Genomic DNA, 21617 nt, shown 5'->3' on the forward strand with positions numbered 1-21617 from the left:
CAAATAGTTCAAACAAATCGAAAAATATCCTCTAAAATGCTGCAGTGCATGTAGATTTACCAGTGGTTTTCGGGTCTAATCGTGAAAGTTTGCGACAGATTCTATTGTTTCCACTCGACCCCGATGTGTCTAGACAGTGACACGTTGGCTATTGACTGAGCGGTGTGGCCGCGATGTCAGTGGGAGTGTTCTCCCTAATCCCCTTGTGCGAAGCGCACAGAAAGGAAAAGCCCATCATGATGAAGGACTATTTGTCTAATTCGTACCTCTTTGGCGGCAATGCGCCGTATGTCGAAGAGTTATATGAACAGTATCTCGATAACCCAGCCTCCGTGTCTGAGCAATGGCGTCAATATTTTGACAACATGCAGCACGTGCCCGCGTCCAACGGCGCGATTGATGCACGTGATTTGGCTCACGCGCCTGTGGTTGAGTCTTTCGCGCAGCGTGCGAAACAAAATAAATTCTTGGCCAATCAGGCCGCCAATACCAATCTGGGTCACGCCAAAAAACAAGTCAGCGTCCAATCCCTCATCGCAGCATACCGATTTCTTGGCGCGCGTTGGGCTGAGTTGGATCCGCTGCACCGTCGTGAACGCCCTGAAATCCCTGAGTTAGAACCCTCTTTTTACGGCTTAACCGAAGCTGATTTGGATGAGCAATACAGCGCATCCAATACTTATTTTGGTCAAGACAACATGAGCTTGCGCGACATTTTGCAAGCTTTGCGCACCACGTATTGCGGCACATTGGGTGCTGAGTTCATGTATATTTCTGATCCCACAGAAAAACGTTGGTGGCAAGAGCGCTTGGAGTCAACCAAAGCCACGCCGCAGTTTTCGGCCGAAAAGAAGCGCCGTATTCTGTCTGAATTGACAGAGGCCGAAGGTTTGGAGCGTTATTTACACACGCGTTATGTGGGTCAAAAACGCTTCTCACTCGAAGGTGGTGAGAGTTTTATTGCTTCTATGGACGAGTTGATTCAACACAGTGGTAGCCAAGGCGTGAAAGAAATAGTGATTGGCATGGCGCATCGTGGCCGCTTGAACGTGTTGGTCAATACGTTGGGTAAAAATCCAGCAGATCTGTTTGCCGAGTTTGAAGGCAAACACGGTGATGACTTGCCCGCAGGTGATGTGAAATATCACCAAGGCTTCTCTAGCGACGTATCAACCGAAGGCGGTCCTGTCCATCTCTCACTCGCATTCAACCCATCGCATCTGGAGATTGTTAATCCAGTGGTGGAAGGCTCTGCGCGTGCACGCCAAGATCGTCGTGGTGATGTTACAGGTGATGAAGTATTGCCAGTCCAAGTCCACGGTGACGCAGCGTTCGCAGGGCAGGGCGTGGTGATGGAAACGCTGAATCTCGCGCAAACACGTGGCTACGGCACACATGGCACGATTCACATCGTGATCAACAACCAAATCGGTTTTACTACTTCTGACCCACGCGACAAAGGCTCAACTACATATTGCTCAGATGTGGCAAAAATGATTGAAGCACCTGTACTGCACGTCAACGGTGATGACCCCGAATCAGTGGTGTGGGCGACACAGCTTGCGCTCGATTACCGTAAACAGTTCAAAAAAGACGTGGTGCTTGACATCGTGTGTTTCCGCAAACTTGGTCACAATGAGCAAGACACACCCGCTTTGACGCAACCATTGATGTACAAATCCATTGGCAAGCACCCAGGTACACGTGCACTGTATGCTGAAAAGCTCACAGCCCAAGGTGTGCTTAAAGCAGGTGAAGCGGATAAAATGATCGAAGACTATCGTGCAGCGATGGACGAAGGTCGTCATTACCACACTGAGGTGTTGAGCAATCACAAGCATGAGTTTGCTGCGGATTGGCAAACCTTTTTAAATAAAAAATGGGCGGATGCTGCCAACACATCGTTGCCTTTGACTGAAATCAAGCGATTGGGCGAAAAAATCACCACGATCCCAGAATCATTCACGATGCATCCGCTGGTGGCGACTTTGATGAAGAATCGCCGAGCTATGGCGAATGGTGAGCAGCCGCTTGACTGGGGGATGGGCGAACACCTTGCGTTTGCTTCTTTGCTCGCAAATGGTTATGACATCCGTATTACTGGTCAGGATTCTGGCCGAGGTACGTTTGTTCACCGCCATGCGGTGCTGCATGATCAGGCGCGTGAGCGTTGGAACGATGGCACGTACATTCCGCTGCAAAATGTTTCGACAGAGGCCTCATTTACGGTGATTGATTCGGTATTGTCAGAAGAAGCCGTTTTGGGCTTCGAGTATGGTTACTCAACGACTGCACCGAACACACTGGTGATTTGGGAAGCACAATTCGGTGATTTTGCCAATGGCGCGCAAGTTGTGATTGACCAATTCATCAGCAGCGGCGAAGTCAAATGGGGGCGAGCTTCAGGTTTAACCCTCATGTTGCCACATGGCTATGAAGGTCAAGGTCCAGAACACTCATCTGCGCGTATTGAACGTTATCTGCAGTTGTGTGCGGATCATAATATGCAAGTCGTTCAGCCAACCACGCCCGCGCAGATTTTCCATATTTTGCGTCGTCAAATGGTAGGTGATTTCCGTAAGCCATTGATTATATTCACACCAAAATCTCTCCTGCGACACAAGGAAGCGATTTCAGACTTGAACGATTTGGCCAAAGGCTCATTCCAAACCGTCATCGGTGAAGTGGACAGCACCGTCAGTGTTGATGCCAAAAAAGTCAAACGCGCACTCGTCTGCTCAGGTAAGGTGTATTACGACATCCTCGCCGCACGTCGCGAAGAGAAAGATCAAAACGTCCCAGTGATTCGTGTGGAGCAAATGTATCCATTCCCACACAAAGCATTCGCTGCTGAGCTAAAAAAATACCCGAACCTCGAAGAAATCATCTGGGTACAGGACGAGCCACAAAACCAAGGCCCGTGGTTCCAGATTCAGCACAACTTGTTTGAGAATCTCACCGAAGGACAAAAACTCGCTTATGCAGGTCGTGCAGCATCAGCATCGCCTGCTGTCGGTTACTATGCTAAGCACTATGAGCAACAAAAAGCCATGATGCAAGCAGCGTTCGGTAAGCTCAAATCGTTTTTGAAAAAATAAGTGCCGCATTTGTTATTGCGTAGGGTGGGCTTTGCCCACCATTAACTCAAATTATTGGACAGGTGTAAAACCCACCATACAAAATCAGGAAATAGGAAAATATCATGGCCATTATTGACGTAGTTGTCCCCCAGTTATCCGAATCAGTTGCCGAAGCCACGCTTCTCACATGGCATAAAAAAATCGGTGAACCTGTTGCCCGTGACGAAAATCTCATCGACGTTGAAACAGATAAAGTTGTGCTCGAATTACCTGCACCAGCGGCAGGTGTCATCGTTGAGTTAATCGCCGTTGACGGCGCGACCGTCACGAGCGGACAACTCATCGCAAAAATTGATACAGAAGCTACAGCAGGTGCGAGTGCACCCGCCGCAGTTGCTGCGCCAGTCGCTGCACCCGCAGCTCAAGCCGCTGCACCTGCTGCAACGGCAACCAGCACAGCCATGCCATCGGCTGCGAAAATCATCGCTGAAAACAATTTAACCAATGTCACAGGCACAGGCAAAGACGGCCGCATCACCAAAGGCGATGCACTCGCAGCCGCTTCAGGTGCAGCAGCTGTTACCGCCTCAACCATCCCAGCTCCAGCAGCAGGCGCGACACTTCCAGCCGTCAAAGCACCGATTAGCGTCGAAAACATCCTCGCTGACCGCCCAGAGCAGCGCGTCCCGATGAGCCGCTTGCGTGCCCGTGTCGCAGAGCGTTTGTTGCAATCGCAATCGACCAACGCCATTTTGACGACATTTAACGAAGTCAATATGCAGCCCGTTATCGACATGCGCAACAAATACAAAGACAAGTTTGAGAAAGAACACGGCGTCAAACTCGGCTTCATGAGCTTTTTCGTCAAAGCCGCCGTTGCCGCTTTGAAAAAATACCCAGTGCTCAACGCCTCAGTCGATGGCAACGACATTGTCTATCACGGTTACTTCGACATCGGTATCGCTGTCGGCTCTCCACGCGGCCTCGTTGTGCCGATTATCCGCAACGCAGATCAATTAAGCCTCGCAGACATCGAGAAACAAATCGCTGAATACGGTGCGAAAGCCAAAGACGGCAAACTCACCATCGAAGAAATGACAGGCGGTACATTCTCAATTTCTAACGGTGGTGTGTTTGGTTCCATGCTCTCAACCCCCATCATTAACCCACCGCAATCAGCCATCCTCGGTGTCCACGCTACTAAGGAGCGTGCTGTGGTTGAAAACGGCGTTGTCGTTGTTCGCCCGATTAACTACCTCGCTATGTCGTATGACCATCGCATCATCGATGGTCGTGAAGCGGTGCTCGGTTTAGTGACGATGAAAGAAGCATTAGAAGACCCAGCGCGGTTGTTGTTGGACGTTTAATAATGATCAAGAATATTCGTACATATCTTACGTTGCTGTCTTTTGTGCCTCTGTCTGGGTGTATGACTGCTGCGATAGTTTATTCTGTTGCCAAATCTCCACAAGAGGCTTATCAGCCAACTATTTTTAAACCAAATGAAGCTGCTACGCTAAAAGTCATTGGTGAAAATGCTGTTGGCATAACTTTTTATCCAGATGCAGCTTGTTTTTCTGATAACAATCCTGAAAAGAAAAAGCTCTCTGGTGGTTTTACTCAAAGCATCAGAAATACCGTTAATGGGCCTGAAGCATATGTGTTTAAAGTTAATGCAGGCATGCCTCAGACACTGCGGATGGGCTACTCATCTTCCATTAACTATTGCTCTGGCGATATCTCTCGTAGTTTTTTACCTAAACCTAATGCATCTTATGAAGCATATTTGCAACTGATTGACTCAAAATGTGTTTTTGTCTTAAATGAAATAGCTCCTGAAGGGCGTGTTTCGGTGTCAACAGATTATGCTGCAAAGTGTCAGTAAAGTTTCTAAAGGAAAATCATGTCACAAAATTTCGACGTAGTCGTCATCGGCGCAGGCCCGGGCGGTTATATTGCTGCAATTCGCGCGGCGCAGTTGGGTTTGTCTACTGCTTGTATTGAAGGCAATCCTTATGGTGACCCAAAGGGTGAACCACGTTTGGGTGGGACTTGCCTGAATGTGGGCTGTATTCCGTCAAAGGCGTTATTGCACTCATCACATTTGTTTGAAGATGCAAACCATCATTTTGAGACCAACGGCATTTCGGTTAAAGGTGTTTCTGTTGACCCTGCCAAAATGGTGGCACGTAAGAATGCCATTGTGGACAAAATGACAGGCGGCATTCAGTATTTGTTTAAGAAAAACAAAGTCACGTTGCTCAAAGGTTATGGCGCATTCGTCGGCCAAGCCGATGGGCAAACACAAGTGAAAGTCACGGCGAAAGACGGCTCGGAGCAAATCGTTAGTGCAAGAAATGTGATTATCGCGACGGGTTCAAAAGCCCGTCATTTGCCAAACATCGCAGTGGACAATCAAATCATCTGTGACAACGAAGGTGCGCTGAATTTCACCGATGTACCGAAAAAACTTGGTGTGATTGGTGCGGGTGTGATTGGTTTGGAGTTGGGTTCTGTTTGGCGTCGTTTGGGTGCTGAGGTGACGGTACTTGAAGCAATGCCTGCATTCTTAGGTGCGGCGGATGGCTCGATTGCCAAAGAAGCGAAAAAGTTGTTTGAGAAGCAAGGCTTGAAGTTTGAACTCGGCGTGTCCATCAATGATGTCAAAACCGCGAAAAAAGGCATTTCTATCAGTTACAAAGATTCTGCGGGTGCTGATAAAACACTTGACTGTGACAAACTCATCGTATCGGTCGGTCGTGTGCCAAACACAGATAATCTGAACTTAGAAGCGGTTGGCGTCAAAACCAACGAGCGTGGCTTCATCGAAGTCAATCACGACTGCCAAACTGCCGTAAACGGTATTTGGGCCATTGGCGACGTGATTCCAGGGCCAATGTTGGCTCATAAAGCAGAAGAAGAGGGCGTTGCCGTCGCTGAGCGAATCGTTGGTCAAAAGCCGCACATTGATTACAACTGCATCCCTTGGGTGATTTACACATCGCCCGAAATTGCTTGGGTGGGTCGTACTGAGGAGCAACTTAAAGTGGCAGGTCGTGCTTATAAATCGGGGCAATTCCCATTTATGGCTAATGGTCGTGCTTTGGGTATGGATGCGCCAGAAGGCTTTGTGAAGATGATTGCTGATGCTGCCACGGACGAAATTCTCGGCGTTCATATCATTGGTACAGGTGCTTCTGACTTGATCGCTGAGGCAGTTGTCGCGATGGAGTTTAAAGCTGCGGCTGAGGACATCGCTCGTGTGTGTCATCCACACCCGAGTTTGTCAGAAGTGATGAAAGAAGCAGCATTGGCTGTGGATAAACGCACGCTCAATATGTGATGAATGCAGGGTGAATGACAACAAAGACGCGGTTTTTCGCGTCTTTGTTGTATTTGATGATTAGTGGTTGAGTGGATAAGAACCCATCAAAATCACCCCAAGCGCAGGCCAAACTGCTAAAATGCCGCAACTTAGATAACAGGATAAACCATGAGCATCAAATCAGATAAATGGATACGCCGTATGGCTGAGCAAACAGGCATGATTGAGCCGTTTGAAGCGGGGCAAGTGCGCTATGTGAATGATCAGCGCATTGTGAGCTACGGCACGTCGAGTTATGGCTATGACATTCGCTGCGCCAATGAGTTTAAGATTTTCACAAATGTGAACAACAGCATCATTGACCCGAAAAATTTTGATCCAAAGTGCTTTGTTGAGCATGTTGGTGACACGTGTATTATTCCACCAAACTCGTTTGTATTGGCGCGCACGGTTGAGTACTTCCGTATTCCACGTAGCGTGTTGACGGTGTGTTTGGGCAAGTCAACTTATGCACGCTGCGGCATCATCGTGAATGTGACGCCATTTGAGCCTGAGTGGGAAGGCTATGTTACGTTGGAGTTTTCTAATACAACGCCGCTGCCTGCGATTATTTATGCGAATGAAGGTTGTGCGCAGGTATTGTTCTTTGAGTCTGATGAAGTGTGCGAGACGTCATACAAAGACCGTGGCGGCAAATATCAAGGACAGACAGGTGTGGTTGTACCGCGCATGTAACTCATGGCTGTTTCATGCTTCACTAAAAACATGAATGCTTGCTTGTGAATCACGAACCCTGCGCTGTGCAGGGTTTTTTTATTCGGATGGTTTTTTAATGACTTCATTTTGGGGTTTGTTTACGCAAATCGCCGCGATTATTTTTCCTGTGTTGGGGGTGATTGTCTGCGGCTATGTTTATGGTCGTCTGCGACCGAATGAGGCACCTCAGCAAATGGGGGCGATTAATCCATTAGTGATGGAGTTTTTCACGCCGATGATGATTTTCGGCGCGATGAGTCAAAAGTCATTTGATATTTATGCGAACGGCGCCTTGATGTTAGCGGGGTTGTGGGTGATTTTGGGCAGCGTGGCGTGCGGCTATGTGGCGGCTAAGATTTTCAATATCCAAGTGCGTACATTGGTGCCGACGATGATTTACAACAACTGCGGCAATATGGGGTTGCCGTTGGCGTTGCTTGCGTTCGGTGCGGCAGGCTTTGCGCAGGCAGCGATTTTGTTTGTGATGTGCAATCTGCTGTATTTCTCCTTGGGTGTTTGGCTGTTGTCAGGACGGCGACTGTCATGGCGATTGTTTAATACACCGATTATTTGGTCGATTGTTCTGGGTTTGACGATGGCTTTGCTGCGTCTGCCTGTGCCAGAGCCGGTACAGCAATTATTGAATTTTTTCACGCAGGCAGCGATTACGCTGATGATGTTTGCGCTGGGGGTGCGCTTGTTGGATATTGATTGGCGGCAGATGAAAATCGGTCTGCTCGGCGGTGTGCTTTGTCCTGCGGGGAGTTTATTGTTTGCGTATATTGCACAGCAGTTTGGTTGGTTTGATTTGACACAACAGCAGATGGCGCAGATTTACTTGTTTGCCAGTTTACCGCCCGCGGTGTCGTGCTTCATGATGGCGGATTATTACCAACAAGAACCCTCAAAAGTGGCGGCGATTGTCCTCATCGGTAATGTGCTGTCACTGGTATTTGTGCCGTTTGGCTTGGCGTTGGCTTTGGTTTGATTGAGTCCGATTATCTAAGTTTATGGCGTTCAATGCATTTCAGGCGGCGCATCTTTCGGGTGGGTTTTGACATGGAGCTGAATTGCCCATAGAACACCTGTCAATGACAAAGCCATCGCCGTCCATTCCAAACCGCGCGGCCAGCGGGCATCGTATAAAAATCCGTACAACAACGAAAACAAGCTCTCCGATACAATGAGTTGGGCGGATAGGCTAATTGGCAACAGTTGACTGGCCTTGTTCCACATGATATTACCGAGGAACGATGCGCAAAACGCAATCACAAAACCGCCAATCAAAATAAATTGTAGCCAATCCAAAGAAGCATCCATGTTCAGCGCCAATAAATGCTCAGGTGAATACAAAGCCACCAAATATCCGACAATCAACATCACCAAAGCAAGTAGAGCTGTCACGACCCCTGTGAGGTTAGACCAATCGCTGGCGGTGACGTGCGGATGAGCGCGCAAATATCGAGCGTTGCGATAAGCATAAAAAGTCCAGCAAGCCAGCGCGCCTGCTGCGCAAATCAGTGCCAATGCACGCTCAAACGGCGTGCTGTTTAACGTTTCATTGCCGTGCAAAAACACATCAATGCCAATCGAACCAATCCCCGCGACGATGAGTAAACAAGGCAAAAGCAATTTGCGCATCGGTAGTGAGTCGTGCTCATGTCGCCCCATCAGCGTGATGGTCAGTGGCAGTACGCCGATGATGAGCGTGGTGGGTGCGATACCTGCGTATTTCACACCTGTGGCAAGCAGCATGTAGTAAATGATGTTGCCTTGTAAAGACAAAATGATTAGTTTCCGCCAATCATCAGCTGTCAACTGACGCACCAGTGGCACAATCGTCCGTATGCTAAATACCACTGCAAATAGGCCATAGCACACATAGCGCACGACCATTTGTGTGAGCGGTGAGAATTGGTGAGTGATTTTCGGTGATAAAAATACCAAGCCCCACATCGCACCCGCCAAAACGCCAAAAAATACGCCTTTTTGCAAGGGTGAGTGAGCGCTTGAGGGAGCGATGGATGAATTCATGAAAAAATAATAATCAGTGGTTAAAGTTGAGGAGTTATGCCAAATATCCAGTAATTTTATCACGCAAATATTTAAAATCCTGTATCATTTCGCTTTGTGCGAAAGGAAAACCCCATGCGGTTAATTCAGAAAGCCCTCACTTTCGACGACGTTTTGCTCGTCCCAGCTTATTCAAACATTCTCCCGCGCGACGCGTCGCTCTCAACCCAGCTCTCGCGCAACATCCGCCTTAATATCCCCTTAGTTTCTGCCGCTATGGACACCGTGACCGAATCACGTCTGGCCATCGCATTGGCACAAGAAGGTGGTTTGGGCATCATTCACAAAAACCTCACACCTGCCAAACAAGCCCTTGAAGTCGCGAAAGTCAAACGCTACGAATCAGGTATTTTACGGGACCCCATCACCGTGACACCTGACATGACGGTTTTGCAAGTCATGGAGTTATCGCAAGATGCAGGCGTTTCTGGTTTTCCTGTGATTCATAACAAAAAAGTCGTTGGCATCATCACCAACCGCGACTTGCGGTTTGAAGAAAATATGTCACGCTTGGTCTCCGACAAAATGACGCCACGCGAACGACTCGTCACCATTCACGAAGACGAATCACTCGATGAAGCGAAACGTTTACTGAACAAACACCGCCTCGAACGCCTCCTCGTCATCGATGACAAAGATGAGCTGCGTGGCCTCATCACCGTTAAAGACATCCAAAAAGCCAAAGAACATCCACATGCTGTGCGTGACGCACTCGGCCACTTGCGTGTCGGCGCAGCAGTTGGTGTCGGTCCTGACAATGACGAGCGCGTTGATTTACTTGTCAAAGCAGGCGTGGACGTCATCATCGTTGACACCGCGCACGGCCACTCGCAAGGCGTGCTTGACCGTGTCAAATGGGTGAAACAAAACTACCCGCGAGTCGACGTCATCGGCGGCAACATCGCCACAGCCGCCGCCGCGCTCGCATTGGTTGAGCATGGTGCAGATGGTGTTAAAGTCGGTATCGGTCCGGGTTCAATTTGCACCACTCGCATCGTTGCGGGTGTCGGTGTACCGCAAATCTCTGCGATTGCCAACGTGGCGAAAGCATTGGAAGGCACAGGCGTACCGCTCATCGGTGACGGTGGTATCCGCTACTCGGGTGATATTTCTAAAGCCTTGGCCGCTGGTGCGTACAGCGTGATGCTCGGCTCAATGTTTGCAGGTACCGAAGAATCACCGGGTGAAGTCGTCCTTTACCAAGGCCGCTCGTATAAAGAATACCGCGGTATGGGTAGCCTCGGCGCGATGGCGCAAGGCTCGAAAGACCGCTACTTCCAAGACAACGAAGGCAATGTCGACAAACTCGTCCCCGAAGGCATCGAAGGTCGCGTGTCGTACAAAGGCAGCGCACTGAACATCGTCCACCAACTCGTCGGAGGTATCCGCTCATCCATGGGTTACTGTGGCTGCGCGTCGATTGAAGACATGCGCACCAAAGCTGAGTTTGTGGAAATTACTTCAGCAGGGATGCGTGAATCGCATGTGCATGATGTACAGATTACCAAGGAAGCGCCGAATTATTCGATGGGTTAGTCTCAAAAAACTTGTGGGTGGACATTGTCCACCCACAAGTTTTATAGCGAGTCATTTTCAAGCCGAAGTTTAAAAACAAATCTCTATGCTTAAAAAAATAATTTATTTCTTGCAGGTTTTATGCTTTATAAGTTTCTTGAATCCTGTGTTTATAGCTAATGCAGAAGCTCCGAGTGCTTTTAATAATAACGAGATAATTGAAGAGTTACGAAAACAAAACGTACAGTTAAAAAGTGAATTTGAACTGCTGACTAAAAAAGTTAATCAGGAGTCCTCTATCACGGATAAAAGCTTTTCGAGTATCTCTAACCAACTTTCAGCCGCAAGCACCATGCTTACATGGTTCTCTGCAATTTTAACTCTCGCATCAATTGTTTTGACTGCAACAATCGCTTGGTTAAGCAACAAAACTCAAAAGGCAGCTCAAAAAGCGATAAATGCTTTAGAGGACACTCAAAAGTTAAAAACTGATATTGATGAAAATTTGCGGGAGTTGAATTTACGCTTAATAGATGATGAAACAACGCATTTGTTAGAGCGATTGCAAAAATACCCTCAAGATATTCTAAATATGACAAATATGCTGGCTCTTAGGAAATTGAATACAGCACATATAACAATGCTTAAAACTGCGTATGAAAAACTTATTACTCAGCTTGAGAGATCTGAACCATGTGCAAGCACACGATCATTTTTTCTAACAGTAGCACAGCATGCACCAGTGGATTTGTTGAATGATCTAACTTGGAGGGAGTTATTTAATCGAGAGATTCGAACGGATTACATAATAGATTGTTTTTATGATGATGAACTACTTGATCTTGTTAACAAATGTATTAAACCAGCCATAAATCAAAATAATTTTGCAGATTATCAACAAGAAATATCAGGTTTTCTGTGTTCGCTACTAAAGTCGATTGAGGACAGTATTAATGGCATTTACATCCAAAAGATCCAATGTGAAGTCTTTGAAGATCTTATTTCTTTTCTTGGCAGCAAAATGGATAGTATCACATCTGAACTTTCAGAAAAATATGAGGCTTGGCGAAATACACAATTGGAATCGGTTGAAACAATAACTGAGAAAATAAATAGTTAATTTTTTACGTATAAAGTGAATTAATCATGGCCAACCAGCACGACAAAATCCTAATCCTCGACTTCGGTTCGCAAGTCACTCAACTCATTGCCCGTCGCGTGCGCGATTCGGGTGTTTTTTCTGAAATTTATCCTTATGACGTGTCAGATGAGTTTATTCAAAGCTACGGCGCGAAAGGCGTGATTCTCTCTGGTGGACCGAATTCGGTGACCGAGGGTGATACGCCACGCGCGCCGCAGGCAGTTTTTGAGCTGGGCGTGCCTGTGTTGGGCATTTGCTACGGGATGCAGACGATGGCGCAGCAGTTGGGGGGCAAGGTTGAGACTGCTGAAGCGTTGGGCAAGCCGCGTGAGTTCGGCTTTGCGCAGATTCGCGCGCGCGGGCATACGAAGCTGTTTGATGGTATCCAAGACGCGACCAATGACGAAGGTCATGGTTTGCTCAATGTTTGGATGAGTCACGGTGACTCGGTTTCTGAGATGCCTGCTGGCTTTAAATTAATGGCTTCAACCGATAGTTGCCCGATTGCGGCGATGGCGGACGAAGAGCGTCGGTTTTATGCGGTACAGTTTCACCCCGAAGTGACGCACACGGTGCAGGGCGAGGCGATTTTGTCACGCTTTGTGAAAGACATCTGCGGCGCGAAAGCTGACTGGGTGATGGGCGATTACATCAGCGAGGCGGTGGCTAAGATTCGCGAGCAAGTCGGTACGGATGAGGTGATTCTCGGTTTGTCGGGCGGTGTGGATTCGTCTGTGGCGGCGGCGTTGATTCATCGTGCGATTGGCGATCAGCTCACGTGCGTGTTTGTTGACCATGGTTTGTTGCGCTTGAATGAGGGCGACATGGTGATGGAAATGTTCGCTGGTAACCTCGGTGTGAAAGTGATTCGCGTTGATGCGACAGACCAATTCATGGGCAAACTCGCAGGTGTGAGCGACCCTGAAGCGAAACGAAAAATCATCGGCGGCGAGTTTATTGAAGTGTTTGATGCTGAATCCGCGAAACTGACCAATGCCAAATGGCTCGCGCAAGGGACGATTTACCCTGATGTCATCGAGTCGGCAGGCAAGGGCAAAAAAACCGCGCACACGATTAAATCACATCACAACGTCGGTGGTTTGCCTGAGCACATGAAGCTCAAACTGCTTGAGCCATTGCGCGAATTATTTAAAGACGAAGTGCGTAAACTCGGTGTTGAGCTGGGCTTGCCGCGTGAGATGGTTTATCGCCATCCGTTCCCTGGCCCCGGTTTGGGCGTGCGGATTTTGGGCGAGGTGAAAAAAGACTATGCGGATTTATTGCGTCGCGCCGATGCGATTTTCATTGAAGAATTGCGCAAAACGGTGGATGAGCAAACGGGCAAAAACTGGTACGACTTGACCAGCCAAGCATTTGCGGTGTTTTTGCCCGTCAAGTCGGTCGGCGTGATGGGTGATGGTCGTACGTATGAGTACGTTGTCGCGCTGCGCGCGGTACAGACGCAAGACTTCATGACCGCGTATTGGGCTCATTTGCCTTATGAATTGCTCGGCACGGTCAGCAACCGCATCATCAACGAAGTACGCGGCATCAACCGTGTGGTTTATGATGTGTCGGGCAAGCCGCCAGCGACGATTGAGTGGGAGTAAGCGTCATTCATGCGCAGATTCGTTGGGGGATGAAATGAAGAAGTTATTTTTTCTACTGCCGCTCATTGTCGGTGTTTCTTCAAGCCCTGCCAATGAGTTGAGCTGCGGCGCTCAGACTCCCATTGATTCTTGGTGTCGCATTGATTTGGCGCAGTTGCGCCCCACCCAACCTGCTGTGGGGATGATTCAGGTGATGCAGGATACTGAACACCTCAAAAAATACACACCCAAAAAATTAGAAAAATACGTTCGTAAAAAAGTCATTCTGGTGGTGGTGGCGGATTTTGGCGCGGCAGCGCCTGCGCAATTTTATTTGGTCGATAGACATCACCTCAGTTATGCGTTGAGCCGTTTGGGCGTGTCTGAGGTGAGTGTGAGGGTGGTTGGCCGATTGGATGGCCGAAATCCTTCAGAGTTTTGGCAAAAGATGACTCAGAATCATTGGGTTTGGTTAAAAAATCAAAAAGGACAAGCCATTTCTCCCGACTCGTTACCCACAAGGTTGTCTGACTTACAGGACAATCCCTATCGGACATTGGCTGGGATGCTCGAAGATGATGGTTATTTTAATAAAAATACCCATCAATATTTTGTTGAGTTTGTTTGGGGGCAGTGGCTTGGTGAGCAGATGCATTGGCAAAATATCGATAAAAACAACATTGACCAAGCATTAAAAGACGCAAAAAAACTGGCTTGCTCAGCGCAAGCCAGTCATTTACCTGGATATGGCAGCAGTCAATGCGATTGACTGATCTGGTCTATCCAAGCGAATAATTCATCTAAATCATAATCACCACTGTGTGGCACATTCCACGGCAGGGCGTAATCAACGTTTTTGCCTTGATTCTTGAGTGTTGTGGCGAGTATGGCAGAAATTGCCAAAGACGTGTCTCGATCGGTTGTGCCGTGGCGGATGCGCCAGTTCTTGGTCGTGATTGATTGTGCCGCACCGATATAACTCATGGGATTCATGAGTTTGACGATGGCTGGATCGGCAGATGTGCCGTTGACACGGCTGTTTGCTTGGCCAAATGCGGTAAAGTGCTGAGCCTTGATTGTGCTTGTGCCAAATAAATCATTCTCACCGCTGGAGAGATCCAGCGCGTCGAATGCAGGCGGTGTTTTCAAGCGAGTGATGGTTTTGACGTATTGGTCAAAGTCAACGCTCACAACTTGCCCATTGTGGATGGTCAACCACGGTGTGTTGGATAAATCCGTGCCTTTGTTCAATGCTTTTTGTGCCGAGCTCATGAGCAGGGATGTGATGTGTTCTTTGAATGTGCCATTTCCAGCGGCATTCAGTGTGAGCAACTCGCCTTTTTCATCGCGAAGTTTTAAGCCATTAAGATAGCCTGGAAATCGGGTTTTGAGGTCTTTGGCGGTTTTGATTTCAGCCACAGTGAGTGTGCCAGCGACTTCTTTTCGCTCCATGCGAAAATCAATCATATTGCCCATCATCATTTTTTTATACGCTGTCACACCAGCGAATTGCCACTCATAAGCGGCATCCGTATTTTCTAAATTCGTGATGGGGCAGTAGGCCGATACCGCAAAAATATCGTCACGGGCGTTCGCCGCTCCCAGTGCTTTGAGAGCTGGCTCGTAGTCTGAGTGATTGCCACTGGCACCGAGTAGCGCTGACATCGCACCACCCGCACTGGTACCATTGGAGATGATTTTCTCTGCATTACCCGGCATCGCGGCGTCATTGTGGCGAAGGTAGCGCACGGCGGCTTTTAAATCGACAATCGCGGCGGGTGCTTTACCCGTGTATTGGCCGTCTGTATTTTGGGTGGTACGACCACGTGCACCAGGTGCTGCGACCACATAGCCGTGAGCCAAAGCGTAGGCCACAGTGCTCGTTTTTCCTGCTTTGGGGCCTTTGAGGCTTGGGGTTGCTGTCGCTGGTTCGGCGGGCATGTAACCACCGATGCTGTTGGGTAAAAATATCGGCGCGTTTTGGGCATTGTATGAGCCGATCTGTCCGTTTGCGAAATAGGCTTCGGGGATGTAGATGTTCATTTGTTGGTACTGAGTATCAACGGGATTTTTCACATAAACGATGTGCTCATACGCGCGGTATTTGATTTCTTGGCCGTTGACTTGGATAATTTGGCTGGTGTATTGGTTGGCATTAAAGGTTAAATCGTTCTTGTTGACCACTGTATCTGCTTGTGCGATAAGAGGCAGTGTGATTAAACTGAGACTGGCTAACTGATTGAATAACTGCATGAAAAACTTTCTGATGGATGGTTAAATAAGCATCGATGAAGACCGAATGAGAATGATTATCGTCCTAAAGTATTTTTATGGACAAATCATGTTTGGAGTCCAGAACAAAACAATGGCCTACGAACTACAGGAAAGCATTGAACAACCTGCCTTATTGAGTGCCCAGTCAGGACGTTTGGCATACAGATGTGAGAATGTAGGGTTGTCATCGTAAGGTGTGCGTAGTGCGGCTTGCAATTCGTGTAACACACTGAGATCCCCGAGTGTCGCCGCGTCAATTGCTTGTTGCGCTAAATAATTGCGCAGAACAAAGCGTGGGTTAAACGCATTCATGCGTTGTTTGCGCATTTCGTGTGGTTCGCTTTGTTGGGCAATTCGCTGTGCGTATTGGCTGAGCCAATCTTGAACCGTGGTTCGGTGACGCTCGTTTGTTAATAACTCAGGATGATAAAAAGCAGGTGTCACGCTGTCTAAAAGCGGAACTTCTGACACATCAGCCAAGCATCGGAAAAACTCAGTGTAATCGACGTTCAGAGCCTGCATCCATGAAAACAAACCATTAATTAGGTCATCGTCGGTATCTGTCCAATCAAGTAAGCCAAGTTTGCCCGCAAGTGTTGCGTGCAATTGCTGCTCATAGACTTCATCAAATTGTGCCAAACCGTCAATCAATGATTGTTGAGAAGGCGCTACTGCGACCAAACTTTCGGCGAGTTTTTGTAAATTCCAACGCACCACACCCGCTTGTTTGCCAAAAGCATAGCGCTTTCCACCCGCATCGGTCGTGTTCGGCGTCCAGCCAAAGTCCAGATTGTCTATCCAGCCGTAAGGCCCATAGTCAATAGTCAAGCCGAGAATCGACATATTGTCTGTGTTCATCACGCCATGAACGAAGCCGACGCGCAGCCACTCATTGACCAATCGTGCGGTGCTCGCGCAAATTTCTTTGAACCATTGATTGAATCGTTCGTGCGCGTTGCCCGTGACGTGCGGAAAGTCACGACTGATGGTGAAATCCACGAGCTTTTTAAGCAAAGCAAAATCGCCACGCTGCGCCAGCAACTCAAAATGCCCAAAACGAATGAATGACGGTGAAACACGGCAGACAATCGCCCCCGGTTCTGCCTCAGCGCGACCATCATAAAATATATCTCTAACCACATCGTCGCCTGTGTGAATCAAGCTCAATGCCCGCGTGGTCGGCACGCCCAAGTGATGCATCGCTTCAGAGCACAAAAACTCACGAATCGACGAGCGCAACACAGCGCGGCCATCGGCACGGCGCGAATAGGGGGTCGGCCCTGCGCCTTTGAGTTGTAATTCTGAGCGCACACCGTTGTGTACTACTTCACCGAGTGAAATGGCTCGTCCATCGCCGAGTTGCCCAGCCCAGTGACCAAACTGATGACCGCCATAACAGGTTGAGAAGGGTTGCATGCCTTCGATTGGCTGATTTCCTGAAAATACTTGAGCAAATTGCGCGCTCTGCACGTCATCATTAGTCAAACCAACCAATGCTGCCACATCGGACGAGTAAGCCAACAGCGTTGGGTGAGATACCGGTGTGGGCGGCGTCGCAGACCAAATAGCATGGTGGACTTGGCGGGGTTGATTGTCCATCTCGACCGAGAGTTTGTCCTCGGGGAGTTCTCGGATCAGGCGGTTGTCAAAATGAAGGTTCATGAGCAAACTTTATCATAAGCGGTGAAAACGGGTTTAGCCCAAGGCTTTGCCGACAATCTCACGCACGTCTTGTGATAGATTCGGTGCGTTGAACACGGTTTGTAACGCTTCTCGCATCAAAGATTGGTACGGCTCAGCATAGGTGCGCCACTGCTCAAGCGTTCGTGCAAGACGGGAGGCTACTTGTGGATTTTTGGCATCAATGGCCAAAACTTGCTCCGCCCAAAAACGATAACCCGAGCCATCGGTCGCATGGAAATGTGCTGGATTGGCGTTACAAAAAGCAAAAACCAAAGAGCGCAGACGGTTTGGATTCGGGTTGGTGAATGCTGGGTGGGCAAGCAGTTTTTGTAAAGTCGCGGTGATATTTGCATCGTGTGGATTAGCGGCTTGAGCCGTGAACCATTTGTCGATGACCAGGGCTTCTTTCTCGAAACGGTTGTAAAAATCATTCAGTAACGCTTCGTCTTGCCCCTCGTGTATCGCGGTGGTCAACGCTGCGATGCGATCGGTCATATTGTCAGCTGCGGCGTATTGTGTTGTTGTAGTGTCAGGCTTGGCTGAGGAAATGTGACGGAGCGCGAGGTTGCGCAGGGCGCGTTCGCCCGCTGCCACACCGTTGTAAGCGTAAGCAGTTTTGGGTTCAAGTGTGGAGTACAGGCTTTGCCATTCGATTTGCAGTTGTTTGGACAGAGCGCGGCTGGCGCGTTCACGCGCTGCGAATAGTTTCTGTGGGTCAAGCGGCTCGCATTTGCTCACGAGCTGAGCAAGGTATGAGAAGCTGGGCAACGTGAACAACTGAGCGCGATAAGCAGGGCTTAATGACTCGTCCGTGAGCAGGCTGCGGAATGTATCGAATTGCTCATGGCTAAACACAGGTTCGAGCATATCAGCGACGATGGCTCGTGCAAATATCTGCTGCACAGCGTCCCAGCGGTTGAACGCGTCGGTGTCTGTTGCTGCGAGTGTGGCAAGTTGGTCATCGCTGTAGTCGTATTCGATGCTGACGGGGGCAGAGAAATTTCGGTTCAGCGACGGGGTGGGTTCAGCTGTGATGTTCTCGAACGTGATGGATTCATTGGCTTGTTTGAGCTCGATCAGCGTGTCGATGTCTGTGCCGAGCAGGGCGACGCGCAACGGAATGTGCAGCGGTGCTTTGATTAAATTGGCTTCTTTGAGTTCAATACCAACGGGTGGATTGCTTTGTGCGAAATGAAGCGTGTAGGTTTGTGCGTTTGCATCAAATTCGCTCGTGACCCGAACCGTGGGTGTGCCAGCTTGTTCGTACCAGCGACCGAATTGAGTCAAGTCAGCTTGATTGGCGTCGGCCATGGCTGCGCGGAAATCGTCGCAGGTGACGGCTTGTCCGTCGTGACGTTTAAAGTACAAATCCATGCCGCGACGGAAACCATCGCGTCCGAGCAGTGTTTCGTACATGCGCACCACTTCAGCGCCTTTCTCGTACACGGTCATGGTGTAGAAGTTGTTGATTTCTTCATAGGCATTCGGGCGAATGGGGTGCGCCATGGGGCCTGCGTCTTCCATGAATTGCGCTGTACGCAGCATGGCCACATCGTCAATGCGCTTGACGGCGCGTGCGCTGGTTGCCGCGTCTGGTGACAAGCCTTCGGCCAGTTGGTCGCTTGAAAACTCTTGGTCGCGGTAGACGGTTAAGCCTTCTTTCAGGCTCAGTTGAAACCAGTCTTGGCATGTGACGCGGTTACCCGTCCAGTTGTGAAAATATTCATGACCCACGACCGCTTCGACGCCCTCAAAGTCAACATCAGTGGCTGTTTCGGGATGGGCGAGCACGAATTTGGTGTTGAAAATATTCAACCCTTTGTTTTCCATCGCACCCATGTTGAAATCCGATGTGGCGACAATCATGAAACGCTCTAAGTCCAATGGCAAACCAAAACGCGCTTTGTCCCAGCGAATGGAGGCTTTGAGGCTGTCCATCGCGAATTGGGCTTTGGGCAAATCGTGTGGCTCAACGTAGACTTGAAGTAACTTCTCTGCACCATCCTGAGTGATGGTTTCTTCTAAACACGCCAATTGCCCCGCGACAACGGCGAATAAATACGATGGTTTTGGAAACGGGTCATGCCATGTGACCATGTGGCCGCCATTGGGCAAATCGCGCGTCTCTATGAGGTTGCCATTTGATAGTAAGACGGGAAATGCCGCTTTGTCAGCAATCAACTCCACCGTGTACGTTGACAACACATCAGGACGATCTGGGAAGTACGCCATACGACGAAAACCCTCGGCCTCACACTGGGTCATCAGATGCACACCTGTGGTAAATAATCCCGATAAACTCGTGTTGGTGTTCGGTGTGCACGTCGTGATGATGTGTAGCATGCCTGATTCTGGTGGGTTGTGTAGCGTGAGCGTGCTGTCTGTGACGGTGTACTCAGAGGGGTCAAGTGGAGTCTCTTCATTGTTGAGCGAAATGAATTGTAATGTGATGTGTTCGCCATTGAGCACCAATGGTACTGGTTCATCATTTTTTCGCTCAAACTCCAACCACAACGTTACCGTGGTTAATTCGGGTTTTAAATCGAACAATAAATCCGTGGTGGGAATGTCGTAAGGGAAGGGTGTGTAGTCGGATCGTAGATGTGTGGTCATGGTATCAAGGTCGGTAGGGTGGGCGTTGCCCATAATATTAGAGAGTGTCTTGTACGACGAGTTAAAGAAAGGTGGGCATTGCCCACCCTACATTAAACAGATAAACCAGCAGTCAAACGCTGAACCACTTCATCTCGACCAATAATGTGAATGATGGCATCCAGAGACGGGCTTTGCGTTAAACCGAGCAAAATCGCACGCAGTGGCACACCGAGTGCTGACATTTTTAGAGTATGGTCAGCGAGTGTGGATTTAATCAGTGCATTGATGGATTCTTTTTCCCATGCGATGTCTTTGAGCTTCGTGGCGAAGTCTGCGAGTGCGGGGCGATTGGCATCGTTGAGGTGCTCGCGAATCAGCTCGACGTTTGGCTCGTATTTCAGATAAAAACCTTCTGCCGCAGTCGCGATGTCTTCGAGTGTGTCACTACGTGATTTGTAGAGTTCAACAATCGCGGCGAGCGGACGGCTCGTCAGTGGTGCAACATGCTCGTAGGCGGCAAGGCGTTTTGACACGCGAGGTTCAATGAGTGAGGTGAGTTCGGCGTTGTCTTTTTGGTTGATGTAGTGGTTGTTGACCCAATTGAGTTTTTTGGGATCCCACTGTGAGGAGGAGGACGACAAATGCTCAACGCTGAACCATTCGACGAATTGTTCGCGGGTGAAAATCTCGTCGTCGCCGTGTCCCCAACCGAGGCGTGCGAGGTAGTTATTCAATGCTTCGGGCAAATAACCCATGCGCTCATAGTCCATGACCGCTGTGGCGTTTTTGCGTTTCGATAGCTTTGTGCCATCTGGTGCGAGAATCATCGGGATGTGACCGTAAGCAGGAATCGGTGCGCCGAGGGCTTTGAGGATGTTGATTTGCTTTGGGGTGTTGTTCACATGATCGTCACCGCGGATGACGTGGGTGATGCCCATGTCCCAGTCATCGACGACGACGCAGAAATTGTATGTCGGAGTGCCATCGGGGCGCGCGATGATGAGGTCGTCTAACTCTTCGTTATTGAACGAAATTTCGCCTTTGACCACGTCCACCCATGAGGTTCTGCCTGTGAGTGGGTTTTTGAAGCGCACCACGGGTTGTACCTCTGCTGGGATGGCAGGCAGGGTTTTGCCAGCCTCGGGACGCCATGTACCATCGTACTTTTCGCGTTCGCCTCGGGCTTTTTGAGCTTCACGCATGGCTTCGAGTTCTTCTTTCGAGGTGTAGCAGTAGTAGGCGGTGCCGTCTTCGAGCATTTGTGCGATGACTTCACGGTATCTGTCCATACGTTGCATTTGGTAGTATGGGCCATCGTCGTGGGTGAGGCTCAGCCACTGCATGGCGTTGAGAATTTCAGCGACGTTTTCGGGGGTGGAGCGTTCGACATCAGTGTCTTCGATGCGCAGCACAAAAGTGCCACCAAAATGCTTGGCCAAAGCCCAACTAAATAATGCAGTGCGAGCACCGCCAATATGCAGTGCGCCTGTAGGACTGGGGGCGAAACGGGTACGAATGGTTGTCATAAATTTTCCTAAAAATTCAACTCAATAATTCATCTGACAGCCATAACGACGCTGTCAACA

Annotated in this window: 15 protein-coding genes; 10 read left to right on the forward strand and 5 right to left on the reverse strand. The window is 49.1% G+C overall.

The features are described from left to right. Positions 1-236: 236 nt before the first annotated feature. The 6 genes from IE082_RS01070 (at position 237) to IE082_RS01095 (ending at position 8149) form a co-directional block, all read left to right on the forward strand. Positions 237-3098, forward strand: a complete 2862-nt coding sequence (locus tag IE082_RS01070) for a 2-oxoglutarate dehydrogenase E1 component (protein WP_189490456.1) — start codon at positions 237-239, stop codon at positions 3096-3098. Between the two features lie 104 nt (positions 3099-3202). Continuing rightward, positions 3203-4447 (forward strand): 2-oxoglutarate dehydrogenase complex dihydrolipoyllysine-residue succinyltransferase, encoded by a 1245-nt coding sequence (gene odhB, locus IE082_RS01075; RefSeq protein ID WP_189490458.1) that lies wholly within the window; start codon positions 3203-3205, stop codon positions 4445-4447. Between the two features lie 2 nt (positions 4448-4449). Next, positions 4450-4965, forward strand: coding sequence for a hypothetical protein (locus tag IE082_RS01080; RefSeq protein WP_189490460.1), 516 nt, complete (start codon positions 4450-4452; stop codon positions 4963-4965). An 18-nt stretch (positions 4966-4983) separates the two neighbouring features. After that, a complete protein-coding gene (gene lpdA, locus IE082_RS01085; protein WP_189490462.1) occupies positions 4984-6423 on the forward strand; it encodes a dihydrolipoyl dehydrogenase in 1440 nt (479 codons plus the stop codon). A 150-nt stretch (positions 6424-6573) separates the two neighbouring features. Then, a complete protein-coding gene (gene dcd / locus IE082_RS01090; protein ID WP_189490464.1) occupies positions 6574-7140 on the forward strand; it encodes a dCTP deaminase in 567 nt (188 codons plus the stop codon). A gap of 97 nt (positions 7141-7237) precedes the next feature. Then, the gene (locus IE082_RS01095) at positions 7238-8149 is read left to right on the forward strand and encodes an AEC family transporter (RefSeq protein WP_189490466.1); all 912 of its coding nucleotides are present in this window, start codon (positions 7238-7240) and stop codon (positions 8147-8149) included. A 29-nt stretch (positions 8150-8178) separates the two neighbouring features. Here IE082_RS01095 and IE082_RS01100 read toward each other — a convergent pair whose 3' ends face one another. Then, the gene (locus IE082_RS01100; RefSeq protein ID WP_189490469.1) at positions 8179-9195 is read right to left on the reverse strand and encodes a DMT family transporter; all 1017 of its coding nucleotides are present in this window, start codon (positions 9193-9195) and stop codon (positions 8179-8181) included. Between the two features lie 114 nt (positions 9196-9309). Between IE082_RS01100 and guaB the strand changes: the two genes are divergently transcribed. The 4 genes from guaB (at position 9310) to IE082_RS01120 (ending at position 14248) form a co-directional block, all read left to right on the forward strand. Continuing rightward, positions 9310-10770 (forward strand): IMP dehydrogenase, encoded by a 1461-nt coding sequence (guaB, locus tag IE082_RS01105; RefSeq protein WP_189490471.1) that lies wholly within the window; start codon positions 9310-9312, stop codon positions 10768-10770. A gap of 85 nt (positions 10771-10855) precedes the next feature. Next, the gene (locus IE082_RS01110) at positions 10856-11869 is read left to right on the forward strand and encodes a hypothetical protein (RefSeq protein WP_189490473.1); all 1014 of its coding nucleotides are present in this window, start codon (positions 10856-10858) and stop codon (positions 11867-11869) included. 26 nt (positions 11870-11895) lie between these two features. Next, positions 11896-13500, forward strand: coding sequence for a glutamine-hydrolyzing GMP synthase (gene guaA, locus IE082_RS01115; protein ID WP_189490475.1), 1605 nt, complete (start codon positions 11896-11898; stop codon positions 13498-13500). Positions 13501-13534: 34 nt separating this feature from the next. After that, on the forward strand, positions 13535-14248 hold the full coding sequence (locus IE082_RS01120; RefSeq protein ID WP_189490477.1) for a ParB-like protein: 714 nt from the start codon (positions 13535-13537) through the stop codon (positions 14246-14248). Here the strand turns inward: IE082_RS01120 and IE082_RS01125 are convergent. The 4 genes from IE082_RS01125 to gltX form a co-directional block, all read right to left on the reverse strand. Further along, positions 14236-15732 (reverse strand): subtype B tannase, encoded by a 1497-nt coding sequence (locus IE082_RS01125; protein WP_229809659.1) that lies wholly within the window; start codon positions 15730-15732, stop codon positions 14236-14238. The genes IE082_RS01120 and IE082_RS01125 overlap by 13 nt on opposite strands. A 117-nt stretch (positions 15733-15849) precedes the next feature. Next, positions 15850-17415, reverse strand: a complete 1566-nt coding sequence (locus IE082_RS01130) for a protein adenylyltransferase SelO (protein ID WP_189490479.1) — start codon at positions 17413-17415, stop codon at positions 15850-15852. 33 nt (positions 17416-17448) lie between these two features. Then, positions 17449-20049 (reverse strand): aminopeptidase N, encoded by a 2601-nt coding sequence (gene pepN / locus IE082_RS01135; RefSeq protein ID WP_189490481.1) that lies wholly within the window; start codon positions 20047-20049, stop codon positions 17449-17451. Positions 20050-20141: 92 nt separating this feature from the next. Further along, positions 20142-21557 carry a glutamate--tRNA ligase gene (gene gltX, locus IE082_RS01140; RefSeq protein ID WP_189490483.1) on the reverse strand — a complete coding sequence of 472 codons (1416 nt, stop codon included), beginning with the start codon at positions 21555-21557 and terminating at the stop codon, positions 20142-20144. Between the last annotated feature and the right edge of the window lie 60 nt (positions 21558-21617).

Source organism: Formosimonas limnophila, from assembly GCF_014652675.1.
GTDB classification, from domain to species: Bacteria; Pseudomonadota; Gammaproteobacteria; order Burkholderiales; family Burkholderiaceae; genus Hydromonas; species Hydromonas limnophila.

What these genes read in the sequence shown, in the direction of transcription:
- IE082_RS01070 (WP_189490456.1), top strand. Translation starts at nt 237, where the DNA reads ATGATGAAGGACTATTTGTCTAATTCGTACCTCTTTGGCGGCAATGCG.
- lpdA (WP_189490462.1), top strand. Translation starts at nt 4,984, where the DNA reads ATGTCACAAAATTTCGACGTAGTCGTCATCGGCGCAGGCCCGGGCGGT.
- IE082_RS01100 (WP_189490469.1), bottom strand. Translation starts at nt 9,195, where the DNA reads ATGAATTCATCCATCGCTCCCTCAAGCGCTCACTCACCCTTGCAAAAA.
- odhB (WP_189490458.1), top strand. Translation starts at nt 3,203, where the DNA reads ATGGCCATTATTGACGTAGTTGTCCCCCAGTTATCCGAATCAGTTGCC.
- pepN (WP_189490481.1), bottom strand. Translation starts at nt 20,049, where the DNA reads ATGACCACACATCTACGATCCGACTACACACCCTTCCCTTACGACATT.
- guaA (WP_189490475.1), top strand. Translation starts at nt 11,896, where the DNA reads ATGGCCAACCAGCACGACAAAATCCTAATCCTCGACTTCGGTTCGCAA.
- guaB (WP_189490471.1), top strand. Translation starts at nt 9,310, where the DNA reads ATGCGGTTAATTCAGAAAGCCCTCACTTTCGACGACGTTTTGCTCGTC.
- gltX (WP_189490483.1), bottom strand. Translation starts at nt 21,557, where the DNA reads ATGACAACCATTCGTACCCGTTTCGCCCCCAGTCCTACAGGCGCACTG.
- dcd (WP_189490464.1), top strand. Translation starts at nt 6,574, where the DNA reads ATGAGCATCAAATCAGATAAATGGATACGCCGTATGGCTGAGCAAACA.
- IE082_RS01080 (WP_189490460.1), top strand. Translation starts at nt 4,450, where the DNA reads ATGATCAAGAATATTCGTACATATCTTACGTTGCTGTCTTTTGTGCCT.
- IE082_RS01095 (WP_189490466.1), top strand. Translation starts at nt 7,238, where the DNA reads ATGACTTCATTTTGGGGTTTGTTTACGCAAATCGCCGCGATTATTTTT.
- IE082_RS01110 (WP_189490473.1), top strand. Translation starts at nt 10,856, where the DNA reads ATGCTTAAAAAAATAATTTATTTCTTGCAGGTTTTATGCTTTATAAGT.
- IE082_RS01125 (WP_229809659.1), bottom strand. Translation starts at nt 15,732, where the DNA reads ATGCAGTTATTCAATCAGTTAGCCAGTCTCAGTTTAATCACACTGCCT.
- IE082_RS01120 (WP_189490477.1), top strand. Translation starts at nt 13,535, where the DNA reads ATGAAGAAGTTATTTTTTCTACTGCCGCTCATTGTCGGTGTTTCTTCA.
- IE082_RS01130 (WP_189490479.1), bottom strand. Translation starts at nt 17,415, where the DNA reads ATGAACCTTCATTTTGACAACCGCCTGATCCGAGAACTCCCCGAGGAC.